The sequence below is a fragment of the Aphanothece stagnina RSMan2012 genome (assembly GCF_046764815.1).
GTDB lineage: Bacteria > Cyanobacteriota > Cyanobacteriia > PCC-6307 > Cyanobiaceae > NIES-981.
Genome location: NZ_JBKOUC010000008.1, coordinates 34,789 through 57,831, shown reverse-complemented (window position 1 = coordinate 57,831; position 23,043 = coordinate 34,789). Strand labels below are relative to the sequence as shown.

The 23,043-nt window shown below is 71.6% G+C and carries 27 protein-coding genes; 12 read left to right on the top strand and 15 right to left on the bottom strand.

Going from position 1 to position 23,043, the window contains the following annotated elements; genetic code table 11:
* Positions 1–22 precede the first annotated feature (22 nt).
* Both ACLNEE_RS07040 and ACLNEE_RS07035 read right to left on the bottom strand, forming a co-directional pair.
* The gene (locus tag ACLNEE_RS07040) at positions 23–847 is read right to left on the bottom strand and encodes a response regulator transcription factor (RefSeq protein ID WP_411424187.1); all 825 of its coding nucleotides are present in this window, start codon (positions 845–847) and stop codon (positions 23–25) included.
* 20 nt (positions 848–867) lie between these two features.
* The gene (locus ACLNEE_RS07035) at positions 868–1,431 is read right to left on the bottom strand and encodes a hypothetical protein (protein ID WP_411424188.1); all 564 of its coding nucleotides are present in this window, start codon (positions 1,429–1,431) and stop codon (positions 868–870) included.
* 20 nt (positions 1,432–1,451) lie between these two features.
* Here ACLNEE_RS07035 and ACLNEE_RS07030 point away from each other — a divergent pair, with 20 nt between their 5' ends.
* Entirely contained in the window at positions 1,452–2,588 is a 1,137-nt protein-coding gene (locus ACLNEE_RS07030) for a cysteine desulfurase family protein (protein WP_411424189.1), read from the top strand.
* Between the two features lie 12 nt (positions 2,589–2,600).
* Here ACLNEE_RS07030 and ACLNEE_RS07025 read toward each other — a convergent pair whose 3' ends face one another.
* Complete coding sequence (locus ACLNEE_RS07025; protein WP_411424190.1) at positions 2,601–3,206, bottom strand: DUF456 family protein; 606 nt, start codon at positions 3,204–3,206, stop codon at positions 2,601–2,603.
* The gene (gene rsmH, locus ACLNEE_RS07020) at positions 3,203–4,150 is read right to left on the bottom strand and encodes a 16S rRNA (cytosine(1402)-N(4))-methyltransferase RsmH (RefSeq protein ID WP_412006947.1); all 948 of its coding nucleotides are present in this window, start codon (positions 4,148–4,150) and stop codon (positions 3,203–3,205) included. Before rsmH ends, ACLNEE_RS07025 begins: the two co-directional genes overlap by 4 nt.
* A 63-nt stretch (positions 4,151–4,213) precedes the next feature.
* Here rsmH and ACLNEE_RS07015 point away from each other — a divergent pair, with 63 nt between their 5' ends.
* Together ACLNEE_RS07015 and ACLNEE_RS07010 are read left to right on the top strand one after the other, a co-directional pair.
* Complete coding sequence (locus tag ACLNEE_RS07015; protein WP_411424712.1) at positions 4,214–5,398, top strand: NAD(P)H-quinone oxidoreductase subunit H; 1,185 nt, start codon at positions 4,214–4,216, stop codon at positions 5,396–5,398.
* Positions 5,399–5,469: 71 nt separating this feature from the next.
* Positions 5,470–5,832: a DUF2752 domain-containing protein gene (locus ACLNEE_RS07010; RefSeq protein WP_411424713.1), complete on the top strand. Its 363-nt coding sequence runs from the start codon at positions 5,470–5,472 to the stop codon at positions 5,830–5,832.
* Between the two features lie 22 nt (positions 5,833–5,854).
* Here the strand turns inward: ACLNEE_RS07010 and ACLNEE_RS07005 are convergent, their stop codons facing one another.
* Positions 5,855–6,541, bottom strand: a complete 687-nt coding sequence (locus tag ACLNEE_RS07005) for a hypothetical protein (RefSeq protein ID WP_412006930.1) — start codon at positions 6,539–6,541, stop codon at positions 5,855–5,857.
* A gap of 168 nt (positions 6,542–6,709) precedes the next feature.
* Between ACLNEE_RS07005 and ACLNEE_RS07000 the strand changes: the two genes are divergently transcribed.
* The gene (locus tag ACLNEE_RS07000) at positions 6,710–7,156 is read left to right on the top strand and encodes an acyl-CoA thioesterase (RefSeq protein WP_411424094.1); all 447 of its coding nucleotides are present in this window, start codon (positions 6,710–6,712) and stop codon (positions 7,154–7,156) included.
* Here ACLNEE_RS07000 and ACLNEE_RS06995 read toward each other — a convergent pair.
* Genes ACLNEE_RS06995 through menA form a run of 5 tightly spaced genes read right to left on the bottom strand, consistent with a single transcriptional unit; the run spans position 7,107 to position 10,873 of the window.
* Entirely contained in the window at positions 7,107–7,340 is a 234-nt protein-coding gene (locus ACLNEE_RS06995) for a hypothetical protein (RefSeq protein WP_411424093.1), read from the bottom strand. The two genes, ACLNEE_RS07000 and ACLNEE_RS06995, sit on opposite strands and share 50 nt — an antisense overlap.
* The gene (locus ACLNEE_RS06990; RefSeq protein WP_411424092.1) at positions 7,340–7,618 is read right to left on the bottom strand and encodes a TM2 domain-containing protein; all 279 of its coding nucleotides are present in this window, start codon (positions 7,616–7,618) and stop codon (positions 7,340–7,342) included. Before ACLNEE_RS06990 ends, ACLNEE_RS06995 begins: the two co-directional genes overlap by 1 nt.
* The gene (locus ACLNEE_RS06985) at positions 7,602–8,870 is read right to left on the bottom strand and encodes an AMP-binding protein (RefSeq protein WP_411424091.1); all 1,269 of its coding nucleotides are present in this window, start codon (positions 8,868–8,870) and stop codon (positions 7,602–7,604) included. Before ACLNEE_RS06985 ends, ACLNEE_RS06990 begins: the two co-directional genes overlap by 17 nt.
* Positions 8,867–9,871, bottom strand: a complete 1,005-nt coding sequence (gene menC / locus ACLNEE_RS06980) for an o-succinylbenzoate synthase (protein WP_411424090.1) — start codon at positions 9,869–9,871, stop codon at positions 8,867–8,869. The genes ACLNEE_RS06985 and menC overlap by 4 nt, the downstream gene beginning before the upstream one ends.
* A gap of 3 nt (positions 9,872–9,874) precedes the next feature.
* Positions 9,875–10,873 carry a 2-carboxy-1,4-naphthoquinone phytyltransferase gene (gene menA, locus ACLNEE_RS06975; protein WP_411424089.1) on the bottom strand — a complete coding sequence of 333 codons (999 nt, stop codon included), beginning with the start codon at positions 10,871–10,873 and terminating at the stop codon, positions 9,875–9,877.
* 75 nt (positions 10,874–10,948) lie between these two features.
* On the opposite strand from menA, the gene ACLNEE_RS06970 reads away from it, so the two are divergent.
* Positions 10,949–12,340 (top strand): isochorismate synthase, encoded by a 1,392-nt coding sequence (locus ACLNEE_RS06970; protein WP_411424088.1) that lies wholly within the window; start codon positions 10,949–10,951, stop codon positions 12,338–12,340.
* Positions 12,341–12,359: 19 nt separating this feature from the next.
* On the opposite strand, the gene gshB is transcribed toward ACLNEE_RS06970, so the two are convergent.
* The gene (gshB, locus tag ACLNEE_RS06965) at positions 12,360–13,394 is read right to left on the bottom strand and encodes a glutathione synthase (RefSeq protein WP_411424087.1); all 1,035 of its coding nucleotides are present in this window, start codon (positions 13,392–13,394) and stop codon (positions 12,360–12,362) included.
* 3 nt (positions 13,395–13,397) lie between these two features.
* Positions 13,398–13,658 (bottom strand): glutaredoxin 3, encoded by a 261-nt coding sequence (gene grxC, locus ACLNEE_RS06960; RefSeq protein ID WP_411424086.1) that lies wholly within the window; start codon positions 13,656–13,658, stop codon positions 13,398–13,400.
* Between the two features lie 117 nt (positions 13,659–13,775).
* Between grxC and prfB the strand changes: the two genes are divergently transcribed.
* From prfB to ACLNEE_RS06930, 6 genes are all read left to right on the top strand, one after another.
* Positions 13,776–14,901, top strand: a protein-coding gene (gene prfB, locus ACLNEE_RS06955) for a peptide chain release factor 2 (protein WP_411424085.1) whose coding sequence is annotated in 2 segments (ribosomal slippage) — positions 13,776–13,850 and positions 13,852–14,901 — 1,125 coding nt in all. Because the reading frame shifts where the segments join, the coding sequence is not laid out codon by codon here.
* Complete coding sequence (locus ACLNEE_RS06950) at positions 14,894–15,079, top strand: DUF3285 domain-containing protein (protein ID WP_411424084.1); 186 nt, start codon at positions 14,894–14,896, stop codon at positions 15,077–15,079. The genes prfB and ACLNEE_RS06950 overlap by 8 nt, the downstream gene beginning before the upstream one ends.
* 3 nt (positions 15,080–15,082) lie before the next feature.
* Entirely contained in the window at positions 15,083–15,667 is a 585-nt protein-coding gene (gene ybeY, locus ACLNEE_RS06945; RefSeq protein WP_411424083.1) for an rRNA maturation RNase YbeY, read from the top strand.
* Between the two features lie 40 nt (positions 15,668–15,707).
* On the top strand, positions 15,708–16,196 hold the full coding sequence (locus ACLNEE_RS06940) for a diacylglycerol kinase family protein (RefSeq protein WP_411424082.1): 489 nt from the start codon (positions 15,708–15,710) through the stop codon (positions 16,194–16,196).
* A 23-nt stretch (positions 16,197–16,219) separates the two neighbouring features.
* The gene (locus ACLNEE_RS06935) at positions 16,220–16,813 is read left to right on the top strand and encodes an anthranilate synthase component II (RefSeq protein WP_411424081.1); all 594 of its coding nucleotides are present in this window, start codon (positions 16,220–16,222) and stop codon (positions 16,811–16,813) included.
* Between the two features lie 66 nt (positions 16,814–16,879).
* Positions 16,880–17,680 (top strand): MBL fold metallo-hydrolase, encoded by an 801-nt coding sequence (locus ACLNEE_RS06930; protein WP_412006929.1) that lies wholly within the window; start codon positions 16,880–16,882, stop codon positions 17,678–17,680.
* On the opposite strand, the gene ACLNEE_RS06925 is transcribed toward ACLNEE_RS06930, so the two are convergent.
* Both ACLNEE_RS06925 and ACLNEE_RS06920 read right to left on the bottom strand, forming a co-directional pair.
* The gene (locus ACLNEE_RS06925) at positions 17,670–18,800 is read right to left on the bottom strand and encodes a pyridoxal phosphate-dependent aminotransferase (protein ID WP_411424079.1); all 1,131 of its coding nucleotides are present in this window, start codon (positions 18,798–18,800) and stop codon (positions 17,670–17,672) included. The two genes, ACLNEE_RS06930 and ACLNEE_RS06925, sit on opposite strands and share 11 nt — an antisense overlap.
* 148 nt (positions 18,801–18,948) lie before the next feature.
* Positions 18,949–20,181 (bottom strand): glycosyltransferase, encoded by a 1,233-nt coding sequence (locus ACLNEE_RS06920; RefSeq protein WP_411424096.1) that lies wholly within the window; start codon positions 20,179–20,181, stop codon positions 18,949–18,951.
* 169 nt (positions 20,182–20,350) lie between these two features.
* On the opposite strand from ACLNEE_RS06920, the gene shc reads away from it, so the two are divergent.
* On the top strand, positions 20,351–22,291 hold the full coding sequence (gene shc / locus ACLNEE_RS06915; protein ID WP_412006928.1) for a squalene--hopene cyclase: 1,941 nt from the start codon (positions 20,351–20,353) through the stop codon (positions 22,289–22,291).
* Here the strand turns inward: shc and ACLNEE_RS06910 are convergent.
* Positions 22,255–22,986, bottom strand: coding sequence for a phosphorylase family protein (locus ACLNEE_RS06910; protein ID WP_411424077.1), 732 nt, complete (start codon positions 22,984–22,986; stop codon positions 22,255–22,257). The two genes, shc and ACLNEE_RS06910, sit on opposite strands and share 37 nt — an antisense overlap.
* Positions 22,987–23,043: the final 57 nt, after the last annotated feature.

The window sequence follows — 23,043 nt, the reverse complement described above, 5'->3', positions numbered from 1 at the left end:
CGGTGCTCGGGCGGCAGGCGACTCAGTCGACCAGCCCGTGCTCCAGGGCGTAGCGCACCAGCTCAGTGCGGCTGGCGGTGCCGGTCTTGATGAACAGCCGGCTCACGTACTTCTCGACGTTGCGGATGGAGGTTTCCAGGCGCCGGGCGATCTCCTTGTTCATCATCCCCTCGGCCACGAGCTGCAGCACCGAGGCCTCCCGGGGGGTGAAGACGAGTTCGCTGCTGCCGGGCGCCTTCTTCGCCGGCCCCCCCGTGGCCAGGAGGGAGCGGATCTCGGTGATCTGCTTCGCCATCTGGCCGATGTCGGCATCGGCGAAGCGGGCCGCCTCGGCCAGCAGGCGTTCCTGGCGGCGCACCGCGTTGCGCACCCGGGCCACCAGCTCATCCGGATCGAACGGTTTGGGGATGTAGTCGTCGCATCCCGCCTGGAAACCGGCGATGCGGTCGGCCGTCATCCCCTTGGCGGTGAGGAAGATCACCGGGGTGCCGCCCAGCCGTTCATCGGCCCGCAGCTTCTTCAACAGCCCGTAGCCATCGCAGCGGGGCATCATCACGTCGCTGATCACCAGATCCGGCAGCAGCTCCTGGGCCTTCTCCCAGCCCTCTTCGCCGTCAGTCGCGGTGCTCACCTGGAAGCCCTCATCCTCCAGATAGGCCTTCACCGCCGAGCGCAGGCCGGGCTCATCGTCCACCAGCAGCAGGCGCACCGGTGGTCGCGGCTGGGTCTCGGCGCCGGGATCCTGGGGCTGATCGGCGACCTGATCAGCAGCCCGATCAGCGGTTGGATCGCTCAGCTGGGCAGCGGTGCTGCCGGAGTCAGCGGCGGGGGAAGGGTCGATCGTCATGGGGTTCAGTCTGCAGATCCTCAGCGGGAGCGTCCAGGCAGCACCTGCTCGGATTCCCGCAGGGTGGTGCTGTAGCCGAGCTGGCGGGCCACGGCCGTCAGACCGCTGGGATCCTGCCCGGCCCGCTCGGGATGGCAGACCGCCCACCACACCAGGTGATCCGCCCGGTTCGCCGGGGTGATCACCCCGCCGGGGTTGAGCGAACGGATCAGCCGACGGCCGTTCTCCGCCGTCAGCCGCATCGGCGCCTCCGGGGTGCAGCCCACCGTGTCGGTCTGAATCGTGACGTTCGTTCCCTGCTGGCGCCACAGCTGCGCCCGCCACAGGCCAGGACTGTCCGCATCCGCCACCGGTCCGTAGACCCCGAGCACCTGCAACCCCTCAAGGCTGGGGCGTTCTTCCAGCACCACCAGCCCCGGCGGCCGGTCGACGGCGTTCGCCCGCGCCGGCCGCGGCACCATCCCAACGGCCGGCAGCAGGGCCGTGCCCCCCAGCAGGATCACAGCCAGGTTCCTTGGCAGGGTTCTTGGCAGGGAGCCGCCCAGACGTGGCCTCGGCAGCGGCCCCCACGGGGTTGGCAGCATGGCGGCAGGCACGACCTTCCATGCTCGCCTACCTCGATCACCACGCCAGCACCCCCTGTGATCCGGCGGTCGTGGACGCGATGGCGCCCTGGTGGAGCGAGCAGTGCGCCAATCCCTCCAGCCGCGGCCACCGCCCCGGGCTGGCCGCCGCCGCCGCCGTGGAGCAGGCCCGGGCCCGGGTGACCGAGGCGCTGGGGGGCGGGCCGGCGGAGGTGGTGTTCACCAGCGGCGCCACCGAAGCCAACAACCTGGCCCTCAAGGGTGTGGCCGAGGCGGCCCTCGAACGGGGGGAGCCGCGGCGGCGGCTGGTGAGTGTGGTGACCGAGCACCGGGCCGTTCTGGATCCGCTCCGCTACCTCGAACGCCACGGTTTTCCCCTCACCCTGCTGCCGGTGGGATCCGACGGCCTGGTGGATCCGCAGCGGCTGGAGGAGGCCCTCACCCCGGAGGTGCTGCTGCTCTCGGTGATGGCCGCCAACAACGAGATCGGCGTGCTGCAGCCGATCACGGCGATGGCCGAGCGCTGCCGGCGGCAGGGCGTGCTGCTGCACGTGGACGCCGCCCAGGCGGCCGGCCACATCCCGCTGAGCCTGGCGGTCCTGGGGGCCGACCTGCTCAGCGTGAGCGGCCACAAGTGCTACGGGCCCAAGGGGGTGGGGGCGCTGCTGCGGCGCCCGGGGCTGGCCCTGGCCCCCCAGCTGCACGGCGGCGGTCAGGAGGGGGGGCTGCGCGGGGGCACCGTGGCCGTGCCGCTGGTGGTGGGCCTGGGCGAGGCCCTCCGCCGGGCCGAAGCAGACCGGCCGGCCCGGGCCAGCCGACTCGGTGCCCTGCGCGACCAGCTGTGGAGCGGGTTGGAGGCGCTGGGCGGCATCCGCTGCAACGGCGCCGGGGCTCCCCGTCTGCCCCACAACCTCAACGTCACCGTGGACGGGGTGGATGGGGCCGCCCTCCACCGGCTGCTGCGCCGCCGCCTCGCCGTGAGCAGCGGATCCGCCTGCAGCCAGGGCTCCCCCTCCCACGTGCTGGCGGCCCTGGGCCACAGCCGCGCCGAAGCCGCCGCCTCGATCCGCTTCGGCCTGGGCCGGGGCACCACGGCGGCGGAGGTGGCCGTGGCGATCGATGCCGTGGCCGAAGCCCTGCGGCAGCTGCGGGGCTGAGCCGAGCGGCACTCAGGCGAACACCGTGGTGAGCAGCAGGAAACCCACAGCCCCCAGCAGGGCCAGCACGGCCTGGGCCAGCTTGCTCACCAGCATGCCGGCCACCACCGCCAGGCCCACCACCAGCGAACGCCGCAGCCGCAGCAGCCCCATGGGCCCCAGGGCGGTGGGGGCCGTGATCAGCTCCCCCAGGCTGGCCCCCAGCAGCGGGCCCACCAGCGCCCCGAGCAGCGGTCCCCCCACCGGCAGGGCCGGCAGCAGGCCCACCAACCCCACCAGCAGTCCCAGCCCGGCCCCGATGTAGGCCCAGCGGGTGGCCTTGAGCCGGGCCGGGCCGAGCACCAGCCCCAGGGCGTCGGCGCCCCAGCCCAGCAGCAGCAGGACACAGGCCAGCAGAAAGGGCGCCCAGCCGGCGGCCCAGCCCACGGCCCAGAGCCACAGGCCCGCCCCCACCGGCAGCAGGGCCAGGCCGGGCAGCAGCGGCAGCAGGGTGCCCGGGATGGCCAGCAGCTGGATCAGCAGGGCCGCCCACCAGAGGCCATCGAGGGCGGTCATCACGGGCAGGGCGAGGTGGGGGAGGTGGGGGAGGTGGGGGAGGTGGAACCTGAAGCCGTTCATGGCCGCCGCCGCGCCACGCGGAACTTGGCCGAGCGGCTGCGGGGGTTGGCCTCCGCCTCCTCGGCGGCGGCCACCAGGGGCTTGCGGGTCACCCGTTCGAGCCGCTCATCACGGAGGAAGGCCGTCTTGACGCGGCGATCCTCCAGAGAATGGAAACTGATCACCCCGAGCAGCCCTCCGGGCCGGAGCCAATGGGGCACCTGCTCCAGCCAGCGCTCGAGCACCCCGAGCTCATCATTCACCGCGATGCGCAGGGCCTGGAAGGTGCGGGTTGCCGGATGGATGCGGCCGCGCCGGGCCGCCGGCGGATAGCAGCCCCCCACCAGCCAGGCCAGCTCGGCGGTGCTGCGGGGCTGGCCTGGCTGGCTCCACGGCCCCTGCTCCTTGATCCGCCGGGCGATGCGACGGGACAGGCGCTCCTCCCCGTAGGCATAGATCAGGTCGGCCAGTTCGCCCTCTTCGAGCCGATCGAGCAGCTCGGCGGCGGTCTCCCCCCCTTCCGGATTCATGCGCATGTCCAGGGGGCCCTCGGCGCGGAAACTGAAGCCCCGCTCGGCCACATCCAGCTGGGGGCTGCTCACCCCCAGATCGGCCAGCACCGCCAGCGCCGGCTGCGGCGGCCGGAAGTCGGCGAAGTTGGTCGCCACGATCGTGACCCGATCGCCGAAGGGGGCGAGGTGCTCGGCGGCGGCGGCGCGGGCGGTCGGATCCTGATCCAGCCCGATCAGGCGCAGGCCGGGATGGGCCTGCAGCAGCAGCGCGCTGTGGCCGCCGCCGCCGAGGGTGCAGTCGATCAGCAGGCCGCCACCGCCCCCCTCGGCCAGCAGGGCTTCCAGGGGCTCGAAACTGGCCAGCACCGCCTGGGCCAGCACCGGCTGGTGGACGAAGGGGGGAGCGGCCGCGGCATCGCAGCCGGTCTCACCGGCAGCCTCGGAAGGTGGCAGGGGAACAGAGGGGGGCACGAAACCTTCCTAAGATCCCGCCATTCGCCCACAGCCCACGGCCCCATGACGCAGCTGGAGACGCGCACGGAGCCGATGGTGGTCAACTTCGGCCCCCACCACCCCTCGATGCACGGGGTGCTGCGGCTGGTGGTGACCCTCGACGGCGAGGACGTGGTGGACTGCGAGCCGGTGATCGGCTACCTGCACCGCGGCATGGAGAAGATCGCCGAGAACCGCACGAACGTCATGTACGTGCCGTACGTGAGCCGCATGGACTATGCGGCCGGCATGTTCTACGAGGCGATCGTGGTGAATGCCCCCGAGCGCCTCGCTGACGTGCCGGTGCCCCGGCGGGCCAGCTACATCCGGGTGCTGATGCTGGAACTCAACCGCATCGCCAACCACCTGCTCTGGCTTGGCCCCTTCCTGGCCGACGTGGGCGCCCAGACACCGTTCTTCTACATCTTCCGGGAGCGGGAGATGATCTACGACCTCTGGGAGGCGGCCACCGGCCAGCGCCTGATCAACAACAACTACTTCCGCATCGGTGGGGTGGCCGCCGATCTGCCCTACGGCTGGCTCGAGAAGTGTCTCGACTTCTGCGACTGGTTCGGCCCCAAGATCGATGAATACGAGAAGCTGATCACCAACAACCCGATCTTCCGCCGCCGGATCGAGGGGCTGGGCATCGTGACCCGCGACCAGGCGATCAACTGGAGCCTCTCCGGGCCGATGCTGCGGGCCTCCGGCGTGCCCTGGGACCTGCGCAAGGTCGACCACTACGAGTGCTACGACGACTTCGACTGGGCTGTGGCCTGGGAGCAGGAGGGCGACTGCTTCGCCCGCTACCGGGTGCGGATCCAGGAGATGCGCGAGTCGCTCAAGATCCTGCGCCAGGCCTGCGCCATGATTCCCGGCGGCCCCACTGAAAACCTCGAAGCCAAGCGCATGGCCGAGGGCAAGGGGGGTGAAGCCAGCGGCTTCGATTACCAGTACGTGGCCAAGAAGGTGGCCCCCACCTTCAAGATCCCCAGCGGCGAGCTCTACACGCGGCTGGAGTCCGGCAAGGGGGAGATCGGCGTGTTCATCCAGGGCAACGACGACGTCACCCCCTGGCGCTTCAAGATCCGCGCCGCCGATCAGAACAACCTGCAGATCCTGCCCCACATCCTCAAGGGCCACAAGGTGGCCGACATCATGGCGATCCTCGGCTCGATCGACGTGATCATGGGCTCGGTGGATCGCTGAAACCTGCGGCCCAACAGAAGCCACCACTTAGGCCCAGGTTTCTGGCGCGACTGCGGCAGGCCGGCTGCCTGGTGCCCGCCGCCCTCACGGGCTACCTCTCGCTCAAGGGCGCCCACCCGGACCTGCCCGGCTTTGCCTGCCCGCTGAGGTCCCTCACCGGCGTTCCGTGCCCCACCTGCTTCCTCACCCGGGCCACCGCGGCCAGCCTCCACGGCCGCTGGAGCGAAGCCCTGGATCAGCACGCGCTCGGGCCACTGGCCGCCGCGGCCCTGCTGGTGTGGTCGGTCCAGGCGATCCGGCAGCGCAGGCTGGTGCCCCGGGGGCTGCTGCGCGCCTGGCACGGAGCCGTGGCCCTGGCGGTGCTGCTGGGCTACTGGGGGGTTCGGCTGCTGCTGCAGTTCGGTCTCGGACTTCCGGCCTTCCCCTCCGGCTGAGGACAGCGCGGGGCGGGGCTCCTCAGCTCAGCACTCCGCGGTGGTAGGCCACGTTCTGGATGTAGAAGCTGGACACCGGCACGGCCACCAGGGCGCCGAGGCCACAGGTGACCAGCGTCACCACGCCCACCACCAGGCCGGTGAGGATCTCGATCCCCACGAACTCCCAGCCCTTGGGCGAGCGGTACACCGCCTGGAAGGAGGCGCCGAGGGCATCCAGCACCGGCTGATCGGTGGTGAACACCCTGTTCACATACACCGGGCCCACCAGGGCCACGGCGATGCCCGGCAGGATGCAGAGCACGATCCCCACAACGGTGGCGAGGCTGAACAGCAGCCCGGCGAGCAGATAACGCCACGGCCGGCGGAACAGGGCCTGGAAGGCCGCCTCGATCCCGATGGTCTCACCAGTGGCGTAGTGGAGCGCCGGCACCGCGGTGAACAGCACCCCCACCAGACTCGAGAGGATCGAGAACGGCAGCTGGCCGAGCTGGCCCAGGGCCATGGTGGTGCCCGCGACGGCATCGGACATGGCCTCACCGCCCGCGGCCAGGTAGGCGATCACATGGATCACCATGTAGATGATGAACCCCATCGCGCTGATCACCGCCGTGGCCACCCAGATCAGCAGCATCGTGGGGACATGGGCCAGGAACACCTGCCAGGCTTTCGTCAGGCTGGGCGGCTCGTAGGCAGCGGAGGAAGCCAAGCAAGAATCGGGGAGGGCGGCCCACGGAATGTAGGCAGCCTGTTCGAGGCGAACAACCAGGAGCCACGACCCAGAGGCGCTACGACCCAGAGGCGCTGCGACCCCGAGGGGCTACAACGCAGAGGGCCTCCAACCCAGGCCCACCGCCCTGCGACACTCCAGGCCGCCATGGATCCTTCAAGCTGGCTGCTGCTCTGCCGCAGCGTGCGCTTCGGTGACACCGACGCCGCTGGTGTGATGCATTTCGCGCGGCTGCTGGAGTGGTGTCACCAGGCCTACGAGGAGAGCCTCGAGCGCTACGGCATCGCCGCGGCCGCTGTGTTCCCGACGCCCGGGACCGCCTTGCCGGTGGCCCTGCCGGTGGTGCACTGCCATGCCGACTTCCGGCGACCGCTGGTGTGCGGCGATCCGCTGGCGATCCGCCTCGCGCCGCAGCGTCTCGACCCCGGCAGCTTCGAAGTGGACTTCACGCTGAGCTGCCAGGGAGACACCGCCGCCACGGCGCTGATCCGCCATGTGGCGATCGACAGCCGGCAGCGCCGCCGCTGCGACCTGCCGGAGCCTCTCAACCGCTGGCTGGAGGCCTCGAGCCTGGGGGGCGTGCGACCGCTGTAGCCCAGAACAGGGCTGCCAGCTGGAGCGGCAGCAGGCTCGCCAGCAGCGCCATCGGATGGAGAGCGCCGTCCTGGGGGATGGCGCCGAAGGCCGTGACACTGGCCCCGGCAGCCGCCAGCAACGGCAGCAGGCCGAGGCGGCCCCTGGAGACGAGCCGGCCCGGCCGTGGCGGCTCGGTGGACATCAGAACCAGTCCTTCACGGCGTCGATGTAGGTGGCCTGGAACTCCTCGTTGGTTTTGGTGAGGTAGAGAATCCCCTCGATCAGACCGATCACGCCCATCACGAAGCTGGCCAGACCACAGGTCACCACCCCACCGGCCAGGGACACCACCAACATGATGATGCCGGGCTTGGTGTAGCCCAGGATGAACTTGTGCACCCCGAAGGCCCCCAGGAAGATGCCGGTCAGCCCCGCCGCGAGCTTCTTGTTGCTCAGTTCGGCATCACTCAGCGTGGACATCGCGGGGCAGGCTCGGGCGGGGGGATCCACCCGCTTCTAGCGATCTCAGCCACTCCTGCCAAGCGGCCCGTTGCCACTTGCCCATCGAGCCGGGCGCCAGGCTGGGGCAGCCCAGCCAGCGGCAGGGACGCTCCGCCGGTGGCCAGGCAGCCGTGGCCTGACGCAGCAGCTCCCGCAGGGCCTGGCCATCGGCCCCGCTGCGCTCCCGCACCAGGGCCACCAGGCGCTGGCCCCACTCGGGATCGTCCACTCCCAGCAGCAGCAGCTCCTGGAGCGGCCAGCGCCGCGCCACGGCCAGCTCCCGCAGCCGCGCCTCAAGCTGCTCGGGGAACACCGTCTCGCCGCCGCTGAGGATCGCCCCGTCCAGCCGGCCGAGCACCACAAGCCCCCCCGCCCCGAGCCGGGCCCCGTCGCCGCTGCGCCACCAGCCATCGGCGCTGCGCGGCAAGGGGGCGAGGCGGCCGTGCCGCAGCACCCCGGGACTGAGCCGATCCGTGCACACCTCCAGGGCCGTGCCTTCTGCGGCAAGCCGCAGGGCCACCCCCGCCAGCGGGGGGCCGCAGCCCTCCTCCCCCGCCAGGAAGGCCTCCGGGGCCAGGGCGGTCACCATCGCGGCCGTCTCGGTGGCGCCGTAGCAGGGTGCGAGCCTCAGGCCCGCCTCCCGGGCCCGGCGGGCCAGCCAGGACGGCAGCGGAGCCCCTCCCACCCAGATCACCGCCAGCCGTTGCAACCAGGCCAGGCCGGCCGGCTCGGCCACCAGCCGGGCCAGCTGGGTGGGCACCAGGGAGATCAGCGCGGCCCGATCGCCGGGGAGAACGGGGAGATCCGCAGGGTCCTGGGGGCGCCGCAGAACCTCGGGCGCAATGGCGACATGGCCGCCCCCCCACTGGCGGGCGCGGATCCAGGGCAGCAGGCCGCTCACATGGTGCAGCGGCAGGGGGTTGAGGTGCACGCAGGCGGCCGGCTCGAGCCCCAGCTCCACCAGCCACCGGCCCGTCGCCGCCGCCGAGGCCTCCAGATGGGCCAGGGGCTGCAGGCACCAGCGCCGCCCCCCACGGCTGCCGCCGCTGCCCACCACCACCCCGGGGCCCCAGTCGGCGGCCAGAACCTCGAGGGTGGCCCTACCAGTGGCGGTGGGGGAGGTGGGAGCCGGGGAGGCGAGGGCCGCAGCCAGGCCAGCGGTCTCCTGGGGGGCGGCCAGGGGAACCACCCGACCGGCCCGCCAGGCCCGCTCCAGCTCCGCAGGGGTCATGCCGCCGCCTCCCACACCCCTTCGGGATCGGGGCTGGCCAGGCCGCCGCCGGGCTGCCAGTCGCCGGCGAGGCCCGGGGCGGTCGGGGTTGGCCCCTGCCCCTGGAGGGCCGCCAGATGCTCCAACCAGCGCCGGCCGATGCCCGTTTCAAAGGCCGTGCTGAGCACCATCCGGGGCGTGCCGCGCTGCAGGGCCGCCAGCAGGGGCCGGGGATCGCCCTCCTGGCTGGGGCGGCGCACCTGCCAGCCGGGCCAGCGATCGGCCTGGGTCGGGTCGTGCCGCAGGGATTCGTCCAGGGCCACCGGCAGCCGCAGCGCCAGCGCCGTCAGGCCAGCCTGGTCGGCCGGATCCAGGGGCTGCTCCAGCCACTGCAGCCGCGGCTCGTCGGCCAGCCGTTCCGCCCAGGCCCAGGCCGTGGCACGGCTCCAGCCCCCGTTGGCGTCCAGGCGCAGCTGGGCCGTGGCGGGCAGGCGGCTGAGGAGCTGCTCGAGCACCCGCCGCTCCCGGGCGTCCTCCCCGGCCGCCACCTTCCATTTGAGCGTCAGCCCTGGCCGGCGCCACACGTCCGGCGGCAACTGGTCGATGGCCCCCAGGGCGGCCTCCCCCGCCGGCAGCAGCACGGCCCCGGCGGGGGCCGGCAGCCAGCGCTGCGGCGGCAGGCCGTCCAGCTCGGCCAGGGCGGCCCCGAGCGCAAAGGCCAGGCTGGCGGGGCAGGTCTGCCGGGCGAGCCACTGCTCCAGCTCCGGCCGGGATCGCAGGCTCCCCAGCGCAGCGATGGCCCGGTCCAGCGGCTCCGGATTCCCCTCCAGCGGGGCTGCCTCCCCCCAACCCAGCGCCCCCTCCGGAGTTTCCAGGCGGAGCAGCCAGCCGTCCTTGCCGTCGAGGCAGCCGCGGGCCGTGATCAGGGGCCGGGGCAGCTCCAGCCGGAAACGGCGCCAGGCGAGGCGGATCGGGCCGGCCCACGGCCGCTCCTGACCCGATCGGAGGGGAGCACCGGCCATGGATCAGATCCAGCGGCCCAGGGCCAGGCCCAGGGCCAGCCCCAGGCCATTGAGCGCCTGAAACCGCAGGGCCAGGAACTTGCTGCCGGCCACCCGCTCCGGCAGGTCATGGTGGCAGCCCAGCAGGGTGATCAGCCGGCGGGCGGGGGGCAGTCCGATCGCCCCGAGCAGGGCCGTGAGCGGCCATCGCCCCAGCACCACCGGCGCCCACTCCAGCGCCAGGGCCAGGGCCACGATCCAGGGCACCAGGGCGGCGGCGGTCGCGGTGCCCAGCTGCACGACGGGGGAGTGCTTGCCATGGGCACGGTCCTCCGCCACCTGGTGGAAATGGGAGCAGAACAGCACCAGCGTGGTGGCCAGGGCGGGGCCCGACCCCAGCACCAGGGCGGCGCCCCAGGGCACGGTCGCCGGGCCGGTCGGGGTCGGGGCCAGGGCCAGCAACCCGGCCGCCGTGGCCAGGGGACCGAAGGCCAGCCAGCAGAGCGGTTCGCCCAGACCGCGATAGCCGAGCCGGAACGGCGGACCCTGGTAGAGGTAGCCGAGGGCGCAGCAGGCCAGCACCAGGGCGAGCACCAGCGGGGTGCTGCCCCAGGCCACCAGCGCCATCAGGGCCAGCCCTGTCCCCAGGCAGGCGTTCGCCCACAGGGCCACCCGGTCGCGGCGACCGGTGAGGTTCACCACCGAGTGGGGCTTGCCGTGGGTGTCCACCCCCGTGTCGGCATCGAAGACATCGTTGGTCAGGTTCTCCCAGGCCAGCAGCAGCACGGCCGCGGCCAGGAAGAGCAGCAGCTGGTCCAGGCGCACCACCTCCGCGCGGCCCCAGCGCCAGCCCGCGGCGAGCAGCACCGGCATCACCGCCACGGCGTACATCGGCCACTTGATGGCCGCCTTCCAGAGCCGGCGGCGGTCGCAATGGGCGGCGGGGGGTTCCGGGGCGGTGGGTTCCGGGGGGGCAGCGGGAGCGGTGGCGTAACGGCTTGCGACGACCTCGGGCTCAGGCATGGGGACCGAAGGCTGCAACCGTGGTGGGACCCATACATTTGAGCAGCTCTTCGCGGTGGCTCCAGGCCCCAGCAGGTGCTGGCTCCCGATTCCTTCACCGATCTGCTGGCCCTGGCCAGCGAGGGCGCCCGCCACGTCGAGGAGGAGGGTGTGCTCAGCCTGGCCATTCCGATGGCCGGAGGGGACCCGATGGCCCTGCTGCCGCGGCTGGACGGGGGCGACAGCTTCCGCTTCCTCTGGGACGGCGCCCCGGGCCTCTGCATCGCCGCCAGCGGCCGCACCAACAGCCTGGAACTGAGCGGCCCGCGCCGCTTCGAACTGGCGCAGCGCTTCGCCAGCGCCAGCCTCAACCGGCTGGCCGGCCATGGCCCCTGTCCCCCCCTGGCCCGGCCGCGGGTGCTGCTGGCCTTCGGCTTCTTCGACGCCCCCCTGGAGGCCGCCCCCGCCGCCGTGCCTGGGGTGCAGGCGGTGCTGCCCCGCTGGCAGCTCAGCCGCCATGGCCGCCATTGCTGGCTGCGGCTGCAGCGGCCCCTCGGGGGGGGAATCACCGCCCGCAGCCTGGCGGAGGAGCTCTGGGAGACCGCCCGCCACCTGGAGCGGCTCAGCGCCGAACCGCCGCAGTTCCAGCCCGTCGGCGTGGCCCTGCGCTCCCCCTGGCAGGAGCACTACCGCCGGGTGGCGGCCCAGGCCCTGGAACTGGTGCAGGCCGACGCCCTGCAGAAGCTGGTGCTGGCCGTGCGCCAGCAGCTCACCCTGACCACCCTTCCCGACCCCCTGGCCCTGCTGGCCCCGCTGCGCCGGCACCAGGGGGGGAGCTGCCGCCTGCTCTGGCAGCGCAGTGCCGGTTCAGCGCTGATCGGAGCCTCCCCGGAGCGGCTGCTGACGATCCGCCAGGGGCAGCTGCGCAGCGATGCCCTGGCCGGCACCGCCCCCGCCGGGGCCAGCGCCGCGGCCCTGCTCCAGTCCGCCAAGGACAGGCTCGAACATGAACTGGTGGTGGACACGATCACCGCCGTGCTCGCCCGGGCCGGCCTTTCCCCCCGACGGCCGCGCCACCCGCGCCTGGCCCGGCACGGCCAGCTGGTCCACCTCCACAGCCCCATCAGCGCCGCCCTGGGCCACCACCAGCCCCTGGCGATCGCGGCGGCCCTCCACCCCACCCCCGCCGTGGCCGGACTGCCGCGGCGGGAGGCCATGGCCTGGCTGCGCAGCCTGGAGCCGTTCGAGCGAGGCCACTACGCCGCGCCGATCGGCTGGGTCGACAGCGCCGGGGATGCCGATCTGCGGGTGGCCATCCGCAGCGGCACCCTGGAGGGTCGCCATCTGGAACTCACCGCCGGCGCCGGCCTCGTGCCCGGCTCGGCCGTGGACCGGGAGCTGCAGGAGGTGACCCTCAAACTGGGCGTCCTGCAGCAGCAGCTCAACCTGCCCCAGCCGCCCCCGATCGCCGCCGGGCTCAGCCTCTGAAGCCCTGGCGGGCCTGGGCTCAGCCCTGAGCCAGGCGTTCGAGGGTGAGGTCGGCCAGGGGGATCCCGCCCAGCCGCTCCACCTCGCGGATGCCGGTCGGACTGGTGACGTTGATCTCGCTCAGGCGACCGTCGATCACATCGATGCCGACGAAGAACAGTCCCTCATCCCGCAGGGCCGGCGCCAGCTCACGGCAGATGCGGCGTTCCTGATCGGTGAGCTCCGTGGCCTGGGGGGCCCCGCCCACCGCCAGGTTGCTGCGGAACTCCCCCCCGCTGGGGATGCGGTTGACGGCGCCCAGGGGCTCGCCGTCGACCAGAAGAATGCGCTTGTCACCGGCCTTCACACCCGGCAGGAAGGCCTGAACCATCACCGGCAACGTCTCCAGGGCGGTGACCAGCTCGAGCAACGCCCGCAGCCCGGGGGTCGCCGCCGCGGCGAACACCACCCCCTGGCCGGCCCGACCGCCCAGGGGCTTGAGCACCACCTCCCCGTGCTGGGCCGTGAAGGTGGCCAGCTGGTCGACCCGGCTGGCCACCAGGGTGGGGGCCATCAGGTGACTCCAGCGCAGGGCACTGAGCTTCTCGTTCCAGGCCCGCAGCGAAGCCGGCCGGTTGAGCACCCGCACCCCCTGGCGCTCGGCCAGGTCGAGCAGATGGGTGGCATAGAGGTAGGCCTCGTCCACGGGGGGGTCCTTGCGCATCCAGACGTGCGCGAAGGCCACCAGGGGGAGCTGCCGGGCCTCGCCGAGCTCGAACCAGGGGGTCGGCACCGACCAGCCATCCGTCAGCGCCTCCATCGGCGCCAGGCGGACGGGCTGGGCCAGCACCCAGGCCCCGTGGCCCTCGGTGCCCCCCTGCCCCTGGGCGCCGGGGCCACCCTCCCGGGCCGAGAGGTCGGCGGGGGTGGCGACCCAGACCGGGTGGCCGGCCCGCTGGGCCGCCTGCATCAGGGCGACGCTGGAATCCTTGGCGGGGTTCAGCCGGGTGATCGGGTCGATCACGAAGAGCTGGGCCCGCTCACCCGGTGCGAAGCCCTGGGAGGAGAGGCTCACCGCTCAGCTCGCCAGCAGGGCGTCCAGCTCACCGCGACGCTCCAGGGCATGGAGGTCGTCGCAGCCGCCCACATGCACGCCGTTGATGAACGTCTGCGGCACGCTGCGACGGCCGCCACTGATCTCGGCCATGGCCGCGCGGGCCCGCTCATCACCGTCGATGGCGTACTCCGTGTAGGCGACCCCCTTGCGGTCGAGCAGGGCCTTGGCCCGGATGCAGAAGGGACAGGCCCGCCAGGTGTAGATCTCGACGTTGGCGGCCATCGGAGCAGGCGAGCAGGCAGGGGGGATCCTAAAAGCGGGCTCCCAGCCAGCTCCGGGGGCGGCGGGACGGTTTGCCGGCCTCGCTGATACGGTCGATCGAACGTCTCGACCTCCCCGGTGCTCGACCTCACCGACTTCAAGCGCGACCTCTCCGAGCTCACTGACCGCCTGGGCGATGCCCAGGACTGTCTTTGACGTACCGGCCCTGAAAGCCCGCCAGCAGGACCTCGAGCAACTCGCCTCCCAACCGGACTTCTGGGACGACCAGCAGGCCGCCCAGAAGCAGATGCGCCTGCTGGACGACGTGAAGGCCCAGCTGGAGCAGCTGCAGCGCTGGCAGGGCGCGGTGGGCGACGCCGAGGCCACCCTGGAGCTCTACGAGCAGGAGGCCGACGGCGAGCTGCTCGAGGAGGCCAACGGTGGTCTGGCCCAGCTGCGCAGCGAGCTCGACCGCTGGGAACTGGAGCGGCTGCTCTCGGGGCCCTACGACAAGGAGGGGGCCGTGCTCACGATCAACGCCGGTGCCGGCGGCACCGATGCCCAGGACTGGGCCCAGATGCTGCTGCGCATGTACACCCGCTGGGCGGAGGACCACGGCATGAAGGTGACCGTGGACGAACTGAGCGAGGGAGAGGAGGCCGGCATCAAGAGCGCCACGATCGAGATCGACGGCCGCTACGCCTACGGCTATCTGCGCAACGAGAAGGGCACCCACCGGCTGGTGCGCATCTCGCCGTTCAACGCCAACGACAAGCGCCAGACCAGCTTTGCGGGCGTGGAGGTCATGCCCAAGATCGAGGAGGAGGTCAAGCTCGACATCCCCGACAAGGACCTGGAGATCACCACCTCCCGCTCCGGCGGCGCCGGGGGCCAGAACGTGAACAAGGTGGAAACCGCGGTGCGCATCCTGCACATCCCCACCGGCCTGTTCGTGCGCTGCACCCAGGAGCGCTCCCAGCTCCAGAACAAGGAGAAGGCGATGGCGCTGCTGATGGCCAAGCTGCTGGTGATCGCCCAGGAGCAGCGGGCCGCCGAGATCGCCGACATCCGCGGCGACATCGTGGAAGCCGCCTGGGGCAACCAGATCCGCAACTACGTGTTCCACCCCTACCAGATGGTGAAGGACCTGCGCACCCAGCACGAGACCACCGATGTGCAGGGCGTGATGGACGGCGACCTCGATCCCTTCATCCAGAGCCTGCTGCACGCCGGCGTCGCCGCCGGGAGCCCCAGCGATGACTGAGCCCGACCCCGCGGCCGATCCCCAGACCCCACCCCCCAGCTTCATCAAGCTGGCCATGCGCAACATGGTGCGCAAGGGTCGCCAGAGCCTGGTGCACTTCGGCCTCACCGCCCTGGGCCTCAGCGCCTTCCTGCTGCTGCTCGCCTGGCTGGGCCGGCCCCAGCTGCCCGGGGGCTGAACCATGCCGCCCCAGGGGCCACTGCCTGAGCTCGATCTGGCCTTCAGTGTCGACGCCGCCCTCCCGGAGGCCCTGCTGAGCGCCGGCGGGGACCTGACGGACCCCGAGGCCGGCAGCAGCCGCTGGCATCTCCGGCTGCTCGCCTGGCTGGAGCAGCTGGGCCCCGAGCTGCCGCCGGACCTGAGGGCAGCGGCCTACAGCCTGGGCCTGGCCCTGGTGACGGATGCGGAGATCGCCGCCCTCAACCAGGACTGGCGGGAGAAGGCCGGGCCCACCGACGTGCTGGCCTTCGCCGCCCAGGACGCCCCGTGCGAGGGGACCCCGCCGATGCCCCTGCCCGCCCCGCAGAGCGGACAGGGACTGGCCGAGGAGGCCGGGACGCTGGAGCTCGGGGACATCGTGATCTCCGTGGAGACCGCAGGCCGCCAGGCCCGCGACCATGGTCACGAGCTGGAGCAGGAGCTGCTGTTCCTGGCCAGCCATGGCCTGCTGCATCTGCTGGGCTGGGATCACCCGGACGACGACGCCCTGACCGTCATGCTGGCCCGCCAGGACGCGCTGCTCGCCGCCCCTGTTCAGCCCGGATAACGGCGGTATGGTGCGGCTGACCCCAGGTGCGGCTGAAGCCATGACCAGCCCCCTCCCCCTCCCGGAACCCCGTCCGCTGCTGATGGAGGCGCCAACCCCGCCCACACCCCGACGGCGCAGGAGCTTTCAGCCTGGACAAGCCCGGTTGGGTGCCTGGGCCGTGGCGGGCGACCTGCCCTCAAGCTTCCGCTACGCCGCCCAGGGGCTGGCCTACGGCTTCCGCAGCCAGCGCAACTTCCGCATCCATGTGTGCACCGGTCTGGTGGTGTTCGGCCTGGGACTCTGGCTGCAGCTGAGCGCCGATCGCCTCGCCCTGCTGGTGCTCACCGTCGCGGCCGTGCTCGTGCTGGAGCTGCTCAACACGGCCACCGAGGCCGTGGTGGATCTGGCCATCGGTCGCCAGTTCCACCCCCTGGCCCGCATCGCCAAGGACTGTGCGGCCGCCGCGGTGCTGGTGGCGGCCCTCTCCTCCATGCTGATTGCCCTGCTGCTGCTGGTTCCCCCCCTGGTGACCCGGCTCGGTCGTTGAATGGGGCCTGGCCCCGGGCGGCAATGCTCCTCGTTCTCGACAACTACGACAGCTTCACCTTCAACCTCGTGCAGTACCTGGGGGAGCTGGCCGACCGCCATCCCCTGGCCGCCGAGCTGCGGGTGGAGCGCAACGACGCCCTCAGCCTGGAGGAGATCCGCGCCCTGGACCCCGCCGCGATCCTGATCTCCCCGGGGCCCGGGGATCCCGACCAGTCCGGAGTCTGCCTCGAGGTGCTGCGGGAACTGAGTCCCACGGTCCCCACCCTGGGGGTGTGCCTCGGACACCAGTCGATCGCCCAGGTGTACGGCGGTCGGGTGGTGCGGGCGCGGGAGCTGATGCACGGCAAGACCTCGCCAGTGCTGCACCAGGGCGCCGGCGTGTTCGAGGGTCTGCCCAACCCCCTCACCGCCACCCGCTACCACAGCCTGATCGCCGAGCGCGACTCGCTGCCCGACTGCCTGGAGATCACCGCCTGGCTGGAGGACGGCACGATCATGGGGTTGCGCCACCGAGCCTTCCCCCACCTGCAGGGGGTGCAGTTCCATCCGGAGAGCGTGCTCACCCAGAGCGGCCATGACCTGCTGGCCAACTTCCTGCGCCAGGCGGCAGGCTGAACCCCCCACCGGGGCAGCACCGAGCAACGCTGCTAGCTTCGCGCCACCCGAGTGGGCCCGCACCGAATGGCCAGCGCCGCCAGCCTCCGCCCTGAACGCCCCGCCCGGCGCCCCCCCCGGCTGACGGTGGCGTGGGCCGCCCTGACCGGCGGAGCCACCCTGGTCGGCGCAGCAACCCTGATCGGCAGCCTGGCGCTGAGCGGCCTGCCGGCCCGGGCGGGCAGCGGCGTGACGATCACCAGCTATGGCCACAGTGCCCTGATGATCCGCGGTGGCGGAGCCAGCGTGCTGGTCAACCCGTTCAAGGCCGTGGGCTGCGCCGCCGGCCTGGCGGAACCACGGGTGGGCGCCTCGGTGATCCTGGCCAGCAGCCGCCTGCTGGACGAGGGGGCTCCGGTCGCGAGCGGCAAGTTTCTGGCGGATCCGGGTTCCTACCGGGTGGCCGGCCTGAAGATCGAGGGCATCGCCGCTCCCCACGACCGGGTGGGGGGGCGCCGCTTCGGCCTGTCCACCCTCTGGCGCTGGGAGCAGGGCGGACTGAGCTTTGCCCATCTCGGTGGCACCGCCGCCCGCCTGAGCCCCTCCGACAAGGTCATGCTGGGCCGCCCGGATGTGCTGATCCTCGGCGTCGGTGGCGGGGCGAAGGTCTACGACGCGAGCGAAGCCGCCGAGATCGTGCGCGAACTGCAGCCCCGGGTGGTCATCCCCGTGCAGTACACCGCGGGCTCCGCACCCCAGGACTGTGACCAGGGCGGGGTCGAGCCCTTTCTGCAGGCCATGGGGGGCACGCCGGTGCGGCGGCCGGGCCGCAGCCTGAGCCTGCCCGGCCAGCTGGCCGACGGCCCGGTGATCGAGGTCATGCGCTGAGTTCCGCGCCGCTGAGCCCCTCGATGGCGGCGTAGGCCTCCCAGAAGCGCTGCATCTGCTCGATGGTGCCGATGCTCACCCGCAGTGAGCCCTCGATCAGCGGCTTGCCCGCCATGGAGCGCACCAGGATGCGGGCCTTCCGGAGGCGCCGCTCCACCTCCAGAGCCGGGCTTTCGGGCCAGAGCAGGAAGTAGTTGCCGCCGGCGGCATGGTGCCGCACCCCGGCGGCGGCCAGCTGCGCCAGGATCCAGCCGCGGGCCCGCAGCACCTCGGCCACATAGCCATCGATGTAGGCCTGGTCGGCCAGGGCCGCGAGGGCGGCGGTCACCGCAAAGCTGTTGATGTCGTAGGGCCCGGTGACCCGGGCGAGGCGATCCACCACCGAGGGAGCACCGATGGCGAAGCCGATGCGCAGCCCGGCCAGGCCGGCCGTCTTGGCCAGGGAGCGCAGCACCAGCAGATTGGGGGTGGCGGCGAAATCGACCAGCGGCAGCACGCTGTCGCCGGTGAAGGCCTCGTAGAGCTCATCCACCACCACCAGGGTGTGGGGCGCCGCGGCAGCCAGCTCGAGGATGGGCTCCGGCGCCAGACGGGTGCCGGTGGGGTTGTTGGGATTGCAGATCAGCAGAATGCGCGGGCGGGGCACATCGAGCAGGATCCGGCGGATCTCCTCGAGCGGGAAGGCGAACTCGGGGCCCTCGTAGGGCACCGCCTCGATCGCCATGCCCTGCATGCGGGCACAGGGGCCGTAGTAGCCGAAGGTCGGACGCGTGGTGAGCAGGATGTGGCCGAGTTCACCGAAGGCGTGAAAGACGGCATGGATCGCGGCATCCACCCCGTTGAACAGGCCGATCTGGGCCGGGACCAGGGGCCGGGCGAGGCCGGGTGTGGTGGCCATCAGGTTGGCCACCACCGCCTCCCGCAGGCCGTTGTATTCGGGATAGATGGCGTAGTGCTCCGCCGGAATGGCCCGGATGGCCTCCACCACCAGGGGACTCGGCCCCAGGGTGTTCTCGTTGAAGTCCAGTCGCAGCAGCCCGCGCCGGCCCTCGAGCGGAGCGCTGTAGGCCTGCAGGATCTCCACCTCCATACGGGCCTGGGGGAAGGGCGGCTGGGTCACGGGGGCGATGGCGCACCGGCGGTGCCATCATCCCGCGCCCCCAGCAGCACGGGCGGCCGCTGCAGCCGACCGGCCGCTGCGCGGCAGGAGCTGCCGGGGTGGGGCTGGCTGTCCACGCTGCCAAGGCTGCCCAGGCTGCCCAGGAGGTTCAGCGCTGGGCTGGGCGACCCGGCACGGCGCCCGGGGCCCCGGCATAGGTGCGCCCCTTCCAGGCCCCTCCTCTACCGGCCCAGTGGCGCCGGGCGGAATCGAGCGTCATCAGCGTGTAGAGCAGGGCGACAGCAGGCAGGGCAGGGGCATGCCAGCGGGACTGGCGATAGAAGCGGAGCATGGGCGCGTAGGCGGCCGCCATCAGCAGCCAGGCCGCCAGACCCAGGGCGCTCAGCAACGGGTTGCCCAACACCATCCCCAGGCCGAGCCCCAGGGGCGGCATGGCATAGATCAACCCCATCGCCAGCACGGTGCCCAGCAGCCCCAGGGGGGAATGGTGCAACTGGCTGAAGGCGGTACGGGCCACCATGGTCCAGATCGATGCCAGATCCGGATAGGGCCGCAGGCTCACCGTGGTGTCGCTGAGGCCCAGCCAGATCCGTCCCTCGCCGTTCAGCGCCCGCTCGCTGTCCTTCACCGAGCGCGCCAGGCTGCAGTCGTCGATCAGCGCCTGCCGGATCGTCTCCAGCCCGCCGCTGCGGCGCAGGGCGTCGGTGCGGATCAGGATGCAGCCGCCGGCCGCCGCCGCGGTGGTGCGCCGCGGGTCATTGACCCAGCGGAAGGGATACAGCTTGCAGAAGAAGAACACGAAGGCGGGAATCAGCCAGCGCTCCCAGACACTCGTGCAGCGCAGCCGCACCATCTGCGACACCAGCGCCAGCCGCTCGGCTTCCGCCCGCGCCACCAGGCGGGCGAGGTTGCCGGGATCGTGGGCGATGTCCGCGTCGCTGAACAGCAGGTAGGTGGGGGACGGCTGCAGCGCCTCGGCCCGGCGCACCCCCTGGGCCAGGGCCCAGAGCTTGCCGCTCCAGCCCACCGGCAGGGGAGCCCCCGGCAGGATTTCCAGCTGATCGCCGCAGCCCAGGCGCTCGGCCGTGATCCGGGCCGCGTCGGCGGTGCCGTCGTCGCTCTGGTCATCGACCAGCAGCACCCGCAGCGGTCCGCCATAGGACTGGCCCAGCAACGAAGCCAGGGCGCGGGGCAGCACATCGACCTCGTTGCGGGCCGGAATCACCACACACACCGGCGGCAGCCCCCCACCCTCGGCGGCTCCGGGCGGAGCGCCGCCCTCCTGGTGGGCCTCGACCCGCCAGAACTGGCCGCGCCCCACCAGCAGAATCACCCAGATCAGCAGGGAGAGTGCGGCGAGGATCTGCAGGGTCGCGACCATGCTCATGCCGAGGCGTGCATCGGTGGGTGAGGCAGGTGCCGTTTGGTTTGCGGATTGCTCCGCAGTGTGCTGCTTGTTGTCTTGCGGCCAGAATTCCTCACAACTCGCCCCACAATCTTGTCGATGATAAAGTCTGTGACTTCATTCTGAAATCGCCACAAGCTGTCCCGTGCAAGACATAATCACACCCTCAGCCTTGCATAGGACCATTCAGGCCAGCCAAAATCATCTGCTGTCGATTCAACATTCTGACGGCTACTGGTGGTCTGAGCTCGAGTCGAACGTCACCATGACGGCCGAAGCGGTGCTGCTCCACAGGATCTGGAACAGCGGCGACAGCCGCCCGCTGCACAAGGCGGAGCCCTACCTCCGCGCCCAGCAGCGGGAGCATGGGGGATGGGAGCTTTTTCATGGCGATGGCGGCGACCTGAGCACGTCGGTGGAGGCCTACATGGCCCTGCGCCTGCTGGGGGTGGCGGCCGGAGATCCGGCCCTGGTGGCAGCAAAAACATTCATCCTTTCCAGGGGAGGAATCGAGCGCTGCCGCATCTTCACCAAGCTCCATCTTGCGCTGATCGGCTGTTACCCATGGGCAGGGGTGCCCTCCATTCCCGCCTGGGTGATGCTCTTCCCCACCTGGTTTCCGTTCACCATCTATGAGCTGTCCAGCTGGGCCCGTGGCAGCACCGTGCCGCTGCTGATCGTGTTTGATCAGAAGCCCGTCTTCCAGATGAATCCCTCCATTCAGCTGGATGAGCTGTATGCCGATCCGCGTGCCAGATCGCGGCCGTCTCTGCCGCGCAGCGGCGGTCTGGGCGATGTCTTCGTGCTGCTCGATTCGGTGTTCAAGCTGATGGAACGGCTCCGCCTGGTGCCGTTCCGCCGCAGGGGCCTCCGCGCCGCCGAGCGCTGGATGCTGGAGCGGCAGGAGACCAGCGGCGACTGGGGCGGGATCATCCCCGCCATGCTCAATTCCCTGCTTGCCCTGCGCTGCCTCGACTATGACGTCCACGATCCGATCGTGGTGCGTGGCCTCGAAGCGGTGGATCGCTTCACGATCGAGACGGCCGATCAGTGGCGGGTCCAACCCTGCGTGTCACCGGTGTGGGACACGGCCCTGGCGATGCGCGCCCTGCGTGCCTCCGGCCTGGCCGCCCAGCATCCGGCCCTGGTGCGTGGCGGGGAATGGCTGCTGGGCAAACAGATCCTCGACTACGGCGACTGGGCGATCAAGAACCGCAGGGGGCAACCCGGCGCCTGGGCGTTCGAGTTCGAAAACCGCTTCTATCCCGATGTGGACGACACGGCCGTGGTGGTGATGGCCCTGGCCACCGTGTCGCTGGCCGATGAGGGGCTGAGGCAACAGGCGATGCGCCGCGGCGTGGCCTGGATCCTCACGATGCAGTGCCGCCAGGGGGGCTGGGCTGCCTTCGACCTCAACAACAACCAGAACTGGCTCAATGCCCTGCCCTACGCCGACCTCAAGGCGATGATCGACCCCAACACCGCTGACGTCACGGCCCGGGTGCTGGAGATGCTGGGCCGCCTCGGCCACCGTTCCCCAGGCAGCGCCGCAAGCCCTGCAATCGAGCGGGCCCTTGCCTATCTGCTCGGGGAGCAGGAAGCCGAGGGGTGCTGGTTCGGCCGCTGGGGGGTCAACTACATCTATGGCACCAGCGGCGCGCTGGCGGCCCTGGCGGCGATCGCCCCGGATCGCGCCGCGGGGGCGATCGCACGGGGCGCCCGCTGGCTGCTGGGCTGTCAGAACGCCGATGGGGGCTGGGGGGAGAGCTGCCGCAGCTATGGGGATCCGCTGCTCAAGGGGGTGGGCCTCAGCACCGCCTCCCAGACCGCCTGGGCCATGATCGGCCTGCTGGCCTGCGCGGGCCTGGATACCGCGCACGCCGCCGAGGTGCGCGACGCCCTGGGACGCGCGGCGAGCTACCTGGTGAGCAGCCAGGGGGCGGATGGAACCTGGGAGGAAGCGGAGTTCACCGGCACCGGCTTTCCAGGTCACTTCTACCTGAAGTACCACCTCTACCAACAGCACTTTCCGCTCACCGCGCTGAGCGGCTACGCCGCACTCGGCGACGCGGTGCCCAGCAGTTGATGGGTCAGCCCGGCGAGAGCCCGCAAGGCCCGTACCGATCCAAGCATCAGGCGCACGGCCGGCAGGGGGCGTTTCAGCAGCGCCAGCAGCAGCGGGCCCGTCAGCAGCACCCCTGAGGAGGACACGGCGCCTGAAATGTCCGGTAGGTCATGGCGCCGGTCATCGCTCACGACCCGAACAATCGCCAGCTGGTGGCCAGCCGCCGTGAGCATCTCCAGGGCGGTGAAGCCCTCCATGTCCACCACGTCGGCCCCCGTCTGGGCATGGAGCTGGAGCTTCTCGCGGCGGCTGCACACCACAGCTGCACTGGTGAACAGCCGCGCCCGCTGGAGCTGGGCCGGGGTGGCCCCGAGGACGGCGGTCAGCGCAGGGTCGCAGGGCAACCAGCGGATCTGGCCAGCACCGCCCAGCTGAGCGCAAAGCTCCACAAGCACCCCATCGCCCACCTGCAGCCGCTCACCGAGTGCACCAGCGAGGCCCATCAGCAGGATGCGGGAGCCTGGTTTCAGGGTGGGGTCGCTGGCGAGCCACTGGCTCAGGTGAGCCGACAGGGCTGCGGGACCCAGCGGGATGGCCTGCACCGCTGGAGCAGCAGAACCGCCGCGGCTGACAGCCGCCCTGACGACGCGATGTTCGATGCCGCTGGGAACAAGGATCAGATCCACGGCGCCGTTCTGCGCGGAGGGTGGTTGCATCACCTCAGCGAAGGTGGACTCACAAACACGACAGGCCATCGCGCCGATTGGAATGCA